This window comes from Mesorhizobium sp. WSM4871 (assembly GCF_055811295.1).
Genome location: NZ_JBVVPU010000011.1, coordinates 72,156 through 86,871 on the forward strand (window position 1 = coordinate 72,156; position 14,716 = coordinate 86,871).

A 14,716-nucleotide genomic window follows, 5' to 3' on the forward strand; every position below is an offset into this window, starting at 1 on the left:
GTCTGAGCTAACTCCAGGTCCGGTCCCAGCTATATTCATTGTCCCAATGCTCGGTGGATTGCCATATCCCCGTGACACCCGGCTGCAGATGCCGCGAGATCACCTCGTCGACGACGTCGTCGATCCCCAGGCCCGGCTTGTCCGGAACAGCGATAAAGCCGTCCTGCACCAGCGGCTTGGGCAAGCCGGTGACGATATCGTCCCACCAGTCGACATCGGCGGAGTGGTATTCGAGCGCCATGAAGTTTTCGGTCGCGGTGGCGACATGTGCCGCGGCCATTGCCGCGATTGGACTTTCCGCCATATGGATCGCCATGGCGACGCCATGGTCCTGCGCCATGTCGCCAATCTTCTTGGTCTCGAGGATGCCGCCGCTGGTGAGCAGGTCCGGGTGGATGACGGAGAGGCCGCCGCTCTTGAGCAGCGGCTCGAAGCCTTCCTTGAGGTAGATGTCCTCACCCGTGCAGATGGGCACGGACGTAGCCTGCTGCAACTGCCGGTACTGCTCGGTGTACTGCCAGGGGATCACGTCCTCGAGCCAGGCAGGAACATATTTCTCGATGCGGCGCGACAGGCGTATGCCGTCTTGCAGCGAGATGTGGCCGACATGGTCGATGGCGAGCGGAATCTCGTATCCGATCACCTCGCGGACCTCGTGGATATACTGCTCGAGCAGGTCGATACCCTTTTCGGTGAAATGCAGGCCCGTGAACGGGTGCTGCACGTTCTGCGCGTCGTAGGCGAGATTGCGCGCCTTGCGTTCCTCGAGCGCGCCGCCACGGCCGCGTGGATTGGCGTGAAACCCTTCGAGCGCGCCGGCGGGCGCGGCCACGGCGCCCGGGACATGGGCGATCTGCATCAAACCCAGATCCATCTTGAGGAAGGTGAAACCGCGGTCCATGCGCTGCTTGAGGCGCTTTCCGGTTTCGGTGCCGCTCGGTTTTTCGGCGTCGGTATCGCAATAGACGCGCACCTTGTCGCGAAACTTGCCGCCGAGCATCTGGTAGATCGGCACGCCATAGGCCTTGCCGGCGAGATCCCACAATGCGATTTCCACCGCAGAGACGCCGCCGCCTTGCCGGCCGTGCCCGCCGAACTGCTTGATACGGCGAAACAGGCGATCGATGTCGCAAGGGTTCTCGCCGAGCAGCCGGCTTTTCAGCATCAGCGCGTAGGTGGCGCTGGCGCCGTCGCGCACCTCACCAAGCCCGACAATACCCTGGTTGGTGTAAATCTTGAGCAGCGCCGAGGTGAACGGCGCGCCGACGATTTCGGCGACCCGCATGTCGGTGATGCGAAGTTCGGACGGTTTGGAGTCCGTGTTCACCCGATTGAGCGTCTCGTCGGCCCCACTCATCTTTGGCATGACTTATCCTCGTTCTGGTCGGCAGGGCTGGGCGCCAGCATGCTCGGCCGGCATAGAGCGTTGCTAGCCCAGCTCGATCTCGTGGGCTTGCAGGTACTCGCGATTCATCTCAACGCCGAGACCAGGCTTCGACGTCAGCTTGAGGCTGCCGTTCGAAACGTCGAGCGGTCTGTCGATGAGCTGATCGTATTTGCCCAGATTCCACTCCGACGTTTCGAGTTTGTAGAAATTGGGAACGGTCATCATCACCTGCGCTCCCGCAACCACGTTGATCGGCCCCGCGGCGTCATGCGGCGAGACCGGGATGTAATAGGCCTCGCATAAGGCGGAAATCTTCTTGAGCTCGGTAATGCCGCCGGTCCAGGTGACGTCAGGCATGATGTAGTCGGCGAGCTTGTTTTCGAGTACCGGCACGAAATCCCATTTAGTGTGGCCGCGCTCGCCCCACGAGATGGCGGCACTGACCTTTTCTCGCACCTGCTTGAGGGCGTTGAGGCTCTCCGGCGGGCAAGGCTCCTCAAACCAGTCGATCTGGCCGGCTTCCTCGAGGCTCCGACACAGGCGAATGGCGGTGGGAACGTCGAAGCGGCCATGCGCATCGATGAGGATGTCGACGTCGGGCCCCGCCGTTTCGCGAATCAGCGCCGTCAGTTCGGCGGCTTCGCGTTCGTCCTTGCGGGTCATGCTGCCGTCGAGGTAGCCGTCCCGCTGTTCGCGCGACAGGCCGTCGACAGTCTGGCCCTGGTGGGGGAAAGGATCGAACTTGAGCGCAGTGTGTCCGGACCCGACGATATCCTTGATCTCGGCGATCACGCCCTCCTTGCTGGTAAACTTGCGCTGGTTGGGATGGGTGTAGAGCGCGATTTCATCGCGTACCGGTCCGCCCAGCAGCTCGTAAATCGGCTTGCCGAGGACTTTGCCGCGGATGTCCCAGAGGGCTATGTCGATGGCGCTCACGCATTCGACGGCGGCGCCGCGGCTGCCCATGTAGGTGAAGCTGCGGAAAATCTTGTGCCAGAGATGCTCGATACGCGCTGGGTCCTCGCCTGTCACGGCGACACCGATCTGCTGCAGGATCGTGCAGAGAGCGCGGTTGGCGAGCCTTGTTGTGGTGGTGATCTCTCCCCAGCCGCTCACCCCCTCGTCGGTCGTCACTTCGACGAACAGATACTCTCCCCAATAGGAAGCATCGGACTTGATCAGCCACGGCCGAATGCTCGTGATTTTCATCTCAACAACCTCTTCTGAATGGTCAGGCTAACGATGTTCCAGATTGGCTATCCGGCACGAGCGGCGTTGCGCGCGCGCATCTGTTCGAGGACGTGCCGGCCGGAACCCTCGACATGGCGCGAGATAAGGTCGGCTGCCTCGTCGGCATTGCCCGCCTTTACGTGCGCGATGAGTTCGCGGTGCTCGCGCATGATCGCTGCGCGGCGTGCGAGCGTGAAACTGAACCGCCGGCTCACGGCCCGCAGCACTTCGCGATGCTTCCACCAAAGCTCGGCGGCATGGCGGTTGTAGTGGCGCTGGTACATCACGGTGTGGAAGGCGGTATCCAGTTCACTGTGCCTGACTATGTCGGCGAAGTTGTTCTCTTCGATCAGGCCCTGGAGACGTTCGAGTTCGGCGATGTCCTCGCCGGTAGCCATATTCACAAACCATCGCGTCAGGGCTGGCTCGATCAGCACGCCGATCTCGTAGATGTCCCGGACAAAATCCTGATCTATGGGTCGCACACGCGCCCCACGATTGGCGACAAAGGTAACAAAGCCCTCCCCGCGCAACAGCTGCAGGGCCTCGCGCACGGGGTTGGTCGAGGTGCCATGACGCCGGGCAAGATCGGTGACCACAAGCCGTTCGTTGGCGGCGAGCCGTCCCTCAATGATGTCTTCCCTGATCAGCTCATAAAGCGAGGCGCCTTCGCTGGAGGCCCCGATGGGGTCAATCCCCTCGGGTGGCTCTGCTTTGAAAGCGCTCGTTTCGGCCAAGGCCAGCTCCCCAAATTAATACACGCTTTGTTCGATACCACGCACGGTTTCCACAAACAATGTACGATTTATCGCGTTGACAGGAAAACTATGATCTGAAAACGTACGAAGTGCTCGAAGGGATACATTGAATGGAAAGCGTCCCGCGGTCGACGAGCAAAACCGCTCGCCTCGATGCAGAGCGGCATGGGAGAGAAACCTGGAGGATACCTATGACGAGGATTACGCTCGGCGGTGCCGTCCTGCGCGGCACTGTCTCGACTGCTTTAATGGCTTCGTTGATGTCCGCACCGGCGCTGGGTGCGGCGCCGGTCGACCTGAGCAAGTGGTCGCCGGAATATGTGCGCTCCATCGCGGGCACACAGGATTTTGACACGGCGGCCGATTGCGCCAAGGTCACCCCGCTCGACTACAAGGGGCGACTGACTTTCTGGTATCAGGGCGTGTTCGAGGGCGACCCCGACCTCCTGCGCGAGTACTACAAGGATTTCTTCGAGACCTTCCGCAAGACGTACCCGAACATCCAGCTCGAGGATCAAGCCCTCACCTATAACGATCTTCTCGACAAATTCCGCACGGCGCTTCTGGGCAATGCCGCGCCGATGGCGGTCCGGCTGCAAATCCTCGGTGGCACCGAGTTCGCCTCGAAGGGTTATCTGCAGCCGCTCAAGCCCGAGGATGTGGGGTATTCGACCGAGGATTTCTGGCCCGGCGCCATGAAGGCAGTCACCTGGGACGGAGTGACCTACGGTATTCCGACCAACAACGAGACGATGGCGTTCATCTGGAACGCCGACATCTTCAAGCGTGCGGGGCTCGATCCGGACAAGCCCCCGGCAACCTGGGACGACGTCATCAAGTATTCCAAACAGATCCACGACAAGCTCGGCATTGCCGGCTACGGCCTCGTGGCCCGCAAGAATGCCGGCAATACGCCGTACCGCTTCATGCCGCAGTTGTGGGCCTATGGCGGCGGCGTCTTCGACGAAGCGACGGCGAACCCGACCTATGAGCAGGTCGAGCTCGATAGCCCGCAGAGCAAAGCGGCGCTGCAAGCCTCGTATGACATGTATGTTCGCGACAAGTCGGTTCCGGTTTCGGCGCTCACCAACCAGCAGGCCGATAACCAGCCCCTGTTCGTCGCCGGCCAGCTCGGCATGATGATCTCGCACCCGTCCGACTACAACGTCATGCTCGACCTGCAGGCGAAGGCGACGGGCGCCGACAAGGAGAAGGCGCAGACCGTCATCGACAACATGCGCTACGGCCTCATTCCGACAGGCCCCGACGGCAAGCGCGCCGTCGTGTTCGGCGGCTCGAACATCCACATCCTGAAGCCCGAATATGTCGAGGGCGGCAAGGTGGACGAGCCGGCTGCAAAGGCGATCATCTGCATGTGGACGAGCCCTGAATGGTCGCTGAAGATGGCGTACGCCGGCTCGAACCCGGGCAATCTTAACGGCTTCAAGACCAAATGGATGAAGGAACGTCTGGACAGCATCAAGTTCCTCGACGTCACGACCTCGATGCTGCCATACGGCATCCCGTTCCCCGCGCTGCCGCAGTCCCCAGAGATCATGAACATCATTGTCCCGGACATGCTGCAGAATGCCCTGACCGGAGCGATGACCGTCGACCAGGCAGCGGACGACGCGGCCCAGAAGGTGAAAGACCTGATGGGCGGACTCTAGTCCACATCTGACCTGCGATCTTGACCGGCTGCGCCGTTAGCGCGGCCGGTTCGTTCCGAACAACAAGGGCACGCCACAGTGACTATCGTGACCGGCAAGGCCGAGGCTCGCCGAAGATTGCAACCCGGTTGGTCCGGCGCGCTACGGAAGATCTGGGAGCATCGCGCCGACTACGCGTACGTGCTGCCTGCGATCGTCGTGATGCTCATCGTCATCGCCTATCCGATCTACTACACGGTCGAGCTGTCGTTCTTCAAGACGCCGCCCGGCCTGCAGCTCCGCGACAAGAGTTTCATCGGCTTCGACAACTACACGGCCATCCTCACCAGCGCGGTGTTCTGGAAAGTAACCTGGAACACTCTGATCTGGACAGTGGGGTCCACTTTCATCGCCTTTGTCCTGGGGTTTGCCACTGCGCTGGCGCTCCACCGCGACTTTATCGGCCGTGGTGTCTTGCGCGCTATCCTGATCATTCCCTGGGTCATCAGCGCGGTCGCCGCTTCCTATATCTGGAAGTGGATCTACCATTCGGACTTCGGGATCATCGGCGCGGTGCTGGTCGGTCTCGGATTGGCCGACCGGCCGCCGAATTTCATCGACAACGTCAGCACGGTGCTGCCCTCCCTGATCGTCGTCAATATCTGGCGCGAGTTCCCGTTCGCCATGATCATGATGATGGCCGGCCTGCAGACAGTGCCCGACCAGTTGCTGCGCGCCGCGAGAGTCGACGGAGCCAATGCATGGCAGCGCTTCTGGCACGTCACCTTCCCGCACCTGCGCAACGTCTCCGTGGTGACGATCCTGCTGCTCGCAGTGGCCAACTTCAATTCCTTCATCATCCCCTGGATCATGACCGGAGGCGGACCGTCGAACGCATCGCATATCTGGATAACCCACATTTATGAGCTCGCCTTCGGCCGGCAACGCTGGGGCGTCGCATCGGCCTATTCGGTGCTCCTGTTCCTCATCCTGATGACGTTGGGCTACTTCTACGTCCGTGCGCTCAGCGGCAACGATCGGAAGGAGGGGAGCGCATGAGCACGATTGCCGAGACAGCCTCTCGAGGCCAGACCCGTCGCCGCAGCGTCGACGGCTGGCAATGGGCCGGACGCGTCTTTCTCCTGTTCATGCTGCTTTACACCGCGTTGCCGATGATCTGGATGCTGATCACCTCGATCAAGTCCGGGTTTGCGGCGACGCAATTCCCACCGCAATGGTGGCCGGACGAGCCTACCCTCGCCAGCTACCAGAAGCTGCTCGATCCGCAAAACAGCGTCGGCCAGGACTTCCTCCGCTTCTTCTGGAACAGCCTTCTCGTGTCGACCGTCACGACGATCCTTTCGGTGATCGTGGCTGTCCCCGCGGCCTATGCGTTTTCGCGCTTCAGCTTCCCCGGCCGAAACTTCCTGTTCTTCGCCGTGCTGCTGCGCAACATGTTCCCGGCAGTGATCTTTCTCGTGCCGCTCTTCATCCTGATGCGCGCGATCGGCCTGGTAAACACGCATGGCTCGCTGGTTCTCACCTATCTCACCTTCGGGCTGCCGCTGGCGATCTGGCTGCTCAAGGGCTTCTACGACAACATCCCGGTGCAGCTCGAGCAGGCGGCGCGCATCGATGGCGCAACGCGGTTTCAGGCCTTCATTTTGATCGTGATGCCGCTTTCGACGCCGGGGATCATCGCTACAGCGATCTATTCCTTCATCGGCGCGTGGAACGAGTACATCTACGCCTACACCTTCCTCTCCAAGAACGAACAGTTGACCCTGCCGGTCGGCATCCAGCGTTTCTTCTCGGAGAATACGACGGACTTTCCGGGCCTGATGGCGGCCAGCTTCATGATGAGCGTGCCCGTCGTGGTGCTGTTCCTCGTCCTGCAACGATACTTCGTACGCGCCCTTACAGAAGGCGCGGTCAAGCACTAGAGCCGGATGATTTCAGGTCGAATCGACCTGAAGTCTGAATCCGGCTCTAAATCAGAGAGATAGAGCATGATGTCGTCCGAAAACCGCTTCACACTTTTCGGCATCATGCTCTAGGGAGTTGCCAATGGCCCACGTGGTCCTCAAAGATCTCGTCAAGACCTATGGCAGCTTCAAAGCTGTCAACAACGTGTCGCTGACGGTCAATGACGGCGAGTTCGTTGCACTCGTCGGTCCTTCAGGCTGCGGCAAGACAACCACGCTCAATCTCGTCGCGGGCCTGAGCCCGATCACATCGGGCGATATCGTTATCGGGGAACGGTTGGTCAACGACCTCGACCCCAAGGACCGGGACATCGCGATGGTGTTCCAGAACTACGCGCTCTACCCGCAGAAATCGGTCTACAAGAACCTGGCGTTCCCGTTGCAGATGCGCAAACTGCCCAGGGACGAGATCGACAGGAAGGTCAAGGAAGCGGCGCGGGTGCTCGACATGACGCATCTGCTCGAGCGCAAGCCGCGCGAACTTTCGGGCGGGCAGCAGCAGCGCGTGGCCCTGGGCCGCGCCCTCGTTCGAGACCCGGCGGTTTTCCTCATGGACGAGCCGCTCTCCAACCTCGACGCCAAACTGCGCGTGCAGATGCGCTCGGAGATCAAGCGCTTCCACCAGGATCTCAAGGCGACGATCATCTATGTGACGCACGACCAGCTTGAAGCCGTGACCATGGCCGACAAGATGGCGGTGATGAACGGCGGCTACCTGCAGCAATACGATTCCCCGGCGCAGGTCTTTGCCCATCCGGTGAACATGTTCGTCGCCAGCTTCATCGGCAGCCCGGCGATGAGCCTCATTCCGCTGGAGGCATCGACCGCAAACGGCAGCACCGTGCTGACCGGCGCGGAAGGCTGGGTCCTCGAGCTGTCGCAGCTCAACGCGCGCAAGGTCCAGAAAGCGACGACCAAGAAGGTCGTGCTCGGTGCGCGACACTCGACGATCAAGCTGCACAAGAGCGCGGTCCCCGGCGCCATTCCGGCCAAGGCCTATACGGTGGAACCAACCGGAGACGTTACCTTCGTGCAGGCGTTCCTCTCCGGCGCCATCGTCAACATCAGCGTGTCCCCCAACATCGCCGTCGCACCTGACGAGCAGATCTGGCTCGAGTTCGACCAGGAGCGTACGCACCTGTTCGACGGCGAGACTGAAATGGCCCTCAAGGCAGACTGAGACAAGACGGGTTCGTGGGAACGGTGGCTGGATGACCGAGAAGCTGAAGATCACCGCGATCAAGCCCTACCCTGTGTGGGTTGGAACGCGCAACCAGATGCTCGTCAAGGTCGAGACCGACCGGGGCATCTTCGGCTGGGGCGAGAGCGGCATGAGCGGCCGCGAGAAGGCCGTGTCCGGCGCGGTCGAGCATTATCGCGAGTTTCTCATCGGCCGCGACCCGATGCAGATCGGGCGAATCTGGCAGGAGGTCTATCGCAGCCAGTATTTCGAAGGCGGGCGCGTTCTGCAGGCGGCGATTTCCGCCATCGACATCGCGCTGCACGATATCAAGGGCAAGGCGCTGGGGGTGCCGGTCTATGAGCTGCTGGGCGGCAGGCAGCGCGACCGCATCCCCACCTTCGCCTCGACCGGAGACGAGGCCGAGGGCGATGCCGCCATCGAACGAGCCCGCGAGTTGCGCGCACAGGGTTGGCAGGCGATCCGCTTCTTCCCCGTCGGGCAAAGCAGCAAGGACATCTTCGAGCCGCGCGAGTCGATCGGCGCCACCGCGAACATGCTGAACAAGGCGCGCGAGGCGCTCGGCGACGACGTCGTCCTCGGCATCGACTATCATCACCGGCTGTCGGTGGCAGAGGCGGCAAGCTTCTGCAACAAGCTTCGCCGCGGCGGGCTTGATTTCCTCGAGGAGCCGATACGCGACGAGACGCCGGAGGCTTACGAATCCCTGCGGACGATGACCGACATTCCTTTTGCCATCGGCGAGGAATTCGCCAGCAAGTGGCAGTTCCTGCCCTACATCGAGCGTGGCATCCATCAGTTCAACCGGCTTGATATTTGCAATGTCGGCGGGTTCACCGAGGCGATGAAAGTCGCCGGTTGGAGCGAGGCGCACTATGTCGACCTGATGCCGCACAATCCCCTTGGTCCAGTGTGCACGGCCGCGACCGTGCATCTCGCCGCCGCGGTTCCGAACTTCGCCTGGCTCGAGACCAGGGTGCCCGAAAGGAAGCTGGGCTTCGACAATTCCGACTTCTTCCCCGTGCAGCCACGGCTCGACGGCCCCGATTATCCGGTCAGCGACCTGCCGGGGCTCGGCGTCGAGGTCAACGAAGAGGCGGTTCAGGCGGAGAGTTTTCGTTTTTGGGAAGCGCCTCACCTCAAGCGCCGCGACGGTTCTGTTACGAACTGGTAGTTCCTTTTCAACCGGAGTCCACGATGACACATGCTCCCGACATTACGCGGCCACCTAAAGACCTGATCGACGCACTAAGGGAGATCGGCGCCGCGACGGTTGCCGGCACGCTTGGCCACATGGGCTTTCGCAATCCCCACATGGTCGGTCCGGTGGCGCAGAACCACGGCAAGTCGATCGTCGGGCCGGCGCTGACGCTGCAGTTCCTGCCGCAGCGGCCGGACCTCTTCACCGAGGGAGAATACGCCGATCCGGAGACGCAACTGCACCGGCACGTGCTCTACCACGCGCAACAGGGCGATGTGGTCGTGGTCGACGCGCGCGGCGACATGAGCTCGGGCGTCTTCGGCGATATGATGTCGACGTATTTCAAGGGCAGGGGCGGCGCGGGTATCGTCATCGACGGGTGCATGCGCGACCGGCCAAATGTCGAAAAGCTCGATCTGCCCCTGTGGCTGCGCGGCTGGACGCCAAATTATCATGTGCAGACCAGCATCTATCCCAATGCCGTCAACGTTCCGATTGCCTGCGGCGGTGTCACGGTAATTCCCGGCGACATCATCGTCGCCGACGACGACGGGGTGGTGGTGCTCCCCGTCGCGATGGCCCCGAAGGTGATCGAAGAATCACAGAAACATCACGATTGGGAGGAGTTCTCGCGAGCGAAGCTCATGGGGGGCGCGCCGTTGCAACGCTATTATCCGCTGCATGACGATGCCCGCGGGGAATACGAGGAGTGGCGGAAAGCCAATCCCAAATCTTGACGGCAATCGCGTCTTCCATACGACGACTTTCGTCGAAACTTCGCTGGCTGTCGCGAGTCGTCAGTTGCCATATGCGTGGTGCCGATAAATTTTTTCCCACGCGAAACGTTTGGCTCAGTTGCCGCGTATTTATCTGGAGGGAGTCCAGATGGTTATTCTAAGCTGGCTTGGCGTGCTGATAATTCTGTATGCCGTGACGAACGTTCCGCTGCCGTCGACGAATGAGTACCGATGTCGAACGTCGGCGCGCGTAGCCGATCCGAAGAACAGACATCTCCAGCGATTTGGAATTCTGCTTGCGCTGGGGAATGGGATTCTGCTTTTCGGGCTTTTTGGCGCGGAAGGACTGTAGGCCCGGCCGGCAAGTTCGACCTCGCAAACTTTCGGGCCGCTTTCGTGCGACCCTGCGAATTGTCACGGCCAATATCGCCAGGGCGCCGCCTTTCCATCCATCGGCCTGATCGTCATGCTGCGCCCGCTGTCGCTGACCCCGCGCCCTGCCGACAGATGACGCAGGTCAAGTATTATCTATGGCTAATGCAGAGAAAATGGGGGCGGCGGTGATTCAAATCCGCCTCTGGCACCATTTTTCTTCCACGAATGCACTGCATTCTGCGGCAGTTCAAACCGGCGATTCCAGCGGGACAAATCGCCTGGAGTAACGGGACAATCGAAGCATGGATCAAAAAACGGTGGCAAGCCGCCGCCAGAAGGTGTTGAAGACGGTGCCGATCGCATTCAGCACGGCGCGACCCGGTTGCGCTCGGCGAGGCTTGATGATTTGTTGCCACCATATGGAGTGCGAATGATGCGAGAGCCTGCCGGCCAAGACGAGTATGGGTCGACCAACCCCTTCGACCCGGATGAGTTTTCGACGTTGAACACAATGGGACCGGCTGTCGGCAGCAACGACTTCGAGAAGTACGCTGTCGCCGTCATCATCGTATTCGGCGCCCTCATCATCGGCGGGCTGATGGCCGCGGCGATGGCCTTTGGCCACCGCAACGGCTTCCTTTTCGCACTTGGCGGCGCAACGTCCGCCTGGATATCCGGCAACGCGCTGTTGCTCGACCGGCCCCGCATCTACGCCCTGTTCGTCGGTATCGCGGCGCTGATGCTGGTCGCGTCCACGCTGACGCTGGTCCTCTGATTCGGCTGCAAGAAATTCAGTATCCTATGGCCTCGCCGGACGCGGCGCGGCTGTCGATGGCGCCGTTGTAGCGGGCGCCGCCGCCCTTTTCGATTTCCGCCAGGCTCTTGCCGCCGACCAGAATGCCGGCCGCCTGGCCCCAGGTCGTATCGCTGATATCGAGATGATAACCCATGCCGGCAAGCAGTCTTTCGGTATCCGGCGACAGTCCGAAGGGTTCGACATAGACCGTGTCCGGCAGCCACTGGTGGTGGATGCGCGGCGCGTCGACCGCTTCCTGGATGTTCATGCCGTGATCGACGACGTTGACGATCGCCTCCAGCGTGATGGTGATGATGCGCGAACCGCCGGGGCTGCCGATGACCATGAACGGCTTGCCGTCCTTGGCGACCACCGTCGGGCTCATTGACGACAACGGCGTCTTCCTGGGCTGGATGGCGTTGGCCTCGCCCTGGACGAGCCCGTAGAGGTTGGGCACACCGGGTTTTTGGGTGAAATCGTCCATCTCGTTGTTGAGCAGGATGCCGGTGCCGTCGGCAACGACGCCGGCGCCGAAGGAGCCGTTCAGCGTATAGGTGACCGCAACGGCGTTGCCGTCATTATCGATGATCGAATAATGCGTCGTCTCCTTGCTCTCGCCAAAACCTTTCGGCATCAGGTCTTGCGATACGCCGGCCCGGAACGGATCGATCTTGTCGCGGATGTCCTTGGCGTAGTTCTTGTCCAGCAGTTTTGCGACCGGGTTGTCGACGAAATCGGGATCGCCGAGCGCCGAATTGCGGTCGACATAGGCATGGCGCATCGCCTCGACCATGACATGGACCGTCTCGGCCGAGCCGGCGCCGAGATAGGACAGCGGATAGCCTTCCAGCACGTTGAGGATCTCGCAGATGATGACGCCGCCCGAGCTCGGCGGCGGCGAGGAAATGATCTCGTAGCCGCGGTAGTTGCAGGTCACCGGCTTGAGTTCGCGCACCGCATATTGCTCGAAGTCGGCCTTGGCCAGGATGCCGCCCTTGGCGCCGCTCGCCTTGACGATGGCGTCGGCGATTTGGCCCTTATAGAAGGCGTCAGGTCCCTGCTGCGAAATGGCTGAGAGCGAGGCGGCAAGGTCCGGCTGGATGAGCCTTTCGCCCATGGCATAGGGCTTGCCGTCCGGCTTCAGGAAAATCGCTGCGGCCGCCGGATCCTTCGCCAATCGTTCGGCGCCGCCCTGGAAAGAGGCGGCGTCTCCCTGACTGAGGACGAACCCGTCTTTGGCATAGGCAATCGCTGGCGCCATCAGTTCCTGCCTGGACAAGGTGCCGTATTTCTCGCGCGCCATTTCAAAGCCGGCGACGGAACCCGGCACGCCGACCGCGAGATAGCCGTTGAGGCTGGCGCCCTTCACCGGCTTGCCGTCCTTGTCGAGATACATGGTCCTGGTCGCGGCCAGCGGCGCCCGCTCGCGAAAATCGAGGAAGGTCGAACGGCCGTCCTTCAGGCGGACGGTCATGAAGCCGCCACCGCCAATATTGCCGGCGTTGGGATAAACCACGGCCAGCGCATAGCCGACGGCGACTGCCGCATCGACCGCGTTGCCGCCCTTCTTCAGCACCTCGACGCCGATTTCCGACGCCAGGTGCTGGGCGGTCACGACCATGCCGTGCTCACCCTTGGCCGGCTGCGGCGAGGCGGCGAAGGCCGCGACCGTTGGTGCAAAGGCCAAGGTGAGGGAAAGACTGACAGCGATCAGGGTGCGGCGAGTGAGATGCATGGCGGGACTCCGGGGCGTGGGGATTCGCCTAGAAGACCCTGTCGGAGGGGACGAGTCTACCGCCAATGGGAGAAGAGATTGCTATCCCCAACCGCTCGCCTGAAAATGGAGAGGACCAATCGTTGAACTTTTCGGCGGATGTCACGGCAGGCACTGTGTTCATGCCGTGACTTTCGGGCGCTGCTGCGTCGAACTGTAGGCAGCACCTCACTCGGCGTTGCGCTCTCCCAGCCATTTTGTTCTTGCTTTGTGCCGGCAACTATGCAATAATTTCTCCATGGTGCTGATTTGCGCCGCGACCCGCCTCAGGCGGGTTTTTTGTTTCAGGCCGACATCAAACGATCCCACCGCCGCCACTCGCAACCGCCGGCCGTTCGGCCGCGACCTTCGCGCGGTAGCCGGCCGCCCGGTAGGCGGCGACCGGATCGATGGCACCGCCTGTCTTCAGCCGCGCCATGGCCAGGATCGGCTCGACATCGGTACGGTAGGCCACTTTCAGCGCCTGCGTCGCCATCAGCGCGTCATTGGCGTCCTGATATCCTTCCAGCGCTTTGCGGTCGACCAGCAGCGCCTGGGCATAGGCGCGCTGCACCTCGACCGCCGACAGCATCAGGCTTTCGATCGGATCGGTGACGTTGTGGCTCTGATCGAGCATGTGAGCCGGATCAAAACCTTCGGCGCCAGAAAGCTCGGCGTCGACCAATTCGTTGAAGACCAGGAACAGCCGGTAAGGATCGATCGAGCCGGCGTCGAGATCGTCGTCGCCATATTTGGAATCGTTGAAATGGAAGCCGCCGAGTTTCTTGAACTGGATCAGCCGCGACACGATCATCTCGATGTTGACGTTGGGCGCATGATGGCCGAGGTCGACCAGGCAGAATGCCTTGTCGCCGAGTTCGGCGGCGATCATGTAGTTGGTGCCCCAGTCCTGCACGACCGTCGAATAGAAAGCCGGCTCGTACATCTTGTGCTCGGTGAACAGCTTCCAGTCGTCCGGTAGGCCCGCATAGATCTCGCGCATGGCATCGAGATAGCGCTCGAACGCCTTGGCGAAGTTGACCTGGCCGGGAAAGTTGGAGCCGTCGCCGATCCACACCGTCAGCGCCTTGGAGCCCAGCGTCTTGCCGATCTCGATGCATTCGAGATTGTGCTCGACGGCCTGGCGGCGCGTTGCGGCATCGGCATGCGACAGCGAGCCGAACTTGTAGGAGAGCTGCTGGTCCCTGGCATCGGAGAAGGTGTTGGAATTCATGGCGTCGAAGCCGAGGCCGAAGCGGGAGGCCGCCTGCTTCAGCCGGTTCGGATCGGCCTTGTCCCACGGGATGTGCAGCGAGACGGTGGGGGTTGCCCGCGTCAATTGCTGGATCACGGCGCAGTCCTCGATCTTGTCGAAGATGTCGCGCGGCTCGCCGGCGCCGGGAAAGCGGGCAAAGCGGGTACCGCCCGTGCCAACGCCCCAGGAAGGGATGGCGACCGCGAATTTCTCGACCTTGTCGCGGATGGCGTCGATGGCGACGCCGCGGCGGTCGAGGCGTTCACCGAGCGAGGCGTAGTCACGATCGAGGTCGGCCTTGCGCGCCGCATTGTCCTTCTCGACGACATCGGCGGAGATGATGGTTTCGGACACTGCAATTCCTCCCGGTATTCGTTCGGCTGGCGCCG

The 14,716-nt window shown here is 61.6% G+C and carries 12 protein-coding genes; 7 read left to right on the forward strand and 5 right to left on the reverse strand.

What is annotated here, in order from left to right:
- Window positions 1-7: 7 nt before the first annotated feature.
- From AC0L2H_RS22350 to AC0L2H_RS22360, 3 genes are all read right to left on the reverse strand, one after another.
- Window positions 8-1,366 (reverse strand): mandelate racemase/muconate lactonizing enzyme family protein, encoded by a 1,359-nt coding sequence (locus AC0L2H_RS22350; protein ID WP_473592223.1) that lies wholly within the window; start codon window positions 1,364-1,366, stop codon window positions 8-10.
- Window positions 1,367-1,429: 63 nt separating this feature from the next.
- Complete coding sequence (locus tag AC0L2H_RS22355; RefSeq protein ID WP_473592224.1) at window positions 1,430-2,596, reverse strand: mandelate racemase/muconate lactonizing enzyme family protein; 1,167 nt, start codon at window positions 2,594-2,596, stop codon at window positions 1,430-1,432.
- Window positions 2,597-2,643: 47 nt separating this feature from the next.
- Window positions 2,644-3,354 carry a GntR family transcriptional regulator gene (locus AC0L2H_RS22360; protein ID WP_097572907.1) on the reverse strand — a complete coding sequence of 237 codons (711 nt, stop codon included), beginning with the start codon at window positions 3,352-3,354 and terminating at the stop codon, window positions 2,644-2,646.
- Window positions 3,355-3,566: 212 nt separating this feature from the next.
- Here AC0L2H_RS22360 and AC0L2H_RS22365 point away from each other — a divergent pair, with 212 nt between their 5' ends.
- From AC0L2H_RS22365 to AC0L2H_RS22395, 7 genes are all read left to right on the forward strand, one after another.
- Window positions 3,567-5,045 (forward strand): ABC transporter substrate-binding protein, encoded by a 1,479-nt coding sequence (locus AC0L2H_RS22365; protein WP_473592225.1) that lies wholly within the window; start codon window positions 3,567-3,569, stop codon window positions 5,043-5,045.
- A 78-nt stretch (window positions 5,046-5,123) separates the two neighbouring features.
- Window positions 5,124-6,083, forward strand: coding sequence for a carbohydrate ABC transporter permease (locus AC0L2H_RS22370; protein WP_473592226.1), 960 nt, complete (start codon window positions 5,124-5,126; stop codon window positions 6,081-6,083).
- Window positions 6,080-6,967, forward strand: a complete 888-nt coding sequence (locus AC0L2H_RS22375) for a carbohydrate ABC transporter permease (protein ID WP_473592227.1) — start codon at window positions 6,080-6,082, stop codon at window positions 6,965-6,967. The genes AC0L2H_RS22370 and AC0L2H_RS22375 overlap by 4 nt, the downstream gene beginning before the upstream one ends.
- Before the next feature lie 124 nt (window positions 6,968-7,091).
- A complete protein-coding gene (locus tag AC0L2H_RS22380; protein ID WP_473592228.1) occupies window positions 7,092-8,189 on the forward strand; it encodes an ABC transporter ATP-binding protein in 1,098 nt (365 codons plus the stop codon).
- Between the two features lie 31 nt (window positions 8,190-8,220).
- Window positions 8,221-9,384 (forward strand): mandelate racemase/muconate lactonizing enzyme family protein, encoded by a 1,164-nt coding sequence (locus AC0L2H_RS22385; RefSeq protein WP_473592229.1) that lies wholly within the window; start codon window positions 8,221-8,223, stop codon window positions 9,382-9,384.
- A gap of 23 nt (window positions 9,385-9,407) precedes the next feature.
- Window positions 9,408-10,148 (forward strand): ribonuclease activity regulator RraA, encoded by a 741-nt coding sequence (locus AC0L2H_RS22390; protein ID WP_473592230.1) that lies wholly within the window; start codon window positions 9,408-9,410, stop codon window positions 10,146-10,148.
- 805 nt (window positions 10,149-10,953) lie between these two features.
- On the forward strand, window positions 10,954-11,298 hold the full coding sequence (locus AC0L2H_RS22395) for a hypothetical protein (protein WP_167434510.1): 345 nt from the start codon (window positions 10,954-10,956) through the stop codon (window positions 11,296-11,298).
- A gap of 16 nt (window positions 11,299-11,314) precedes the next feature.
- Here AC0L2H_RS22395 and ggt read toward each other — a convergent pair whose 3' ends face one another.
- A complete protein-coding gene (ggt, locus tag AC0L2H_RS22400; protein WP_473592231.1) occupies window positions 11,315-13,054 on the reverse strand; it encodes a gamma-glutamyltransferase in 1,740 nt (579 codons plus the stop codon).
- 334 nt (window positions 13,055-13,388) lie between these two features.
- Window positions 13,389-14,681 carry an L-rhamnose catabolism isomerase gene (gene rhaI, locus AC0L2H_RS22405; protein WP_473592232.1) on the reverse strand — a complete coding sequence of 431 codons (1,293 nt, stop codon included), beginning with the start codon at window positions 14,679-14,681 and terminating at the stop codon, window positions 13,389-13,391.
- Window positions 14,682-14,716 lie beyond the last annotated feature (35 nt).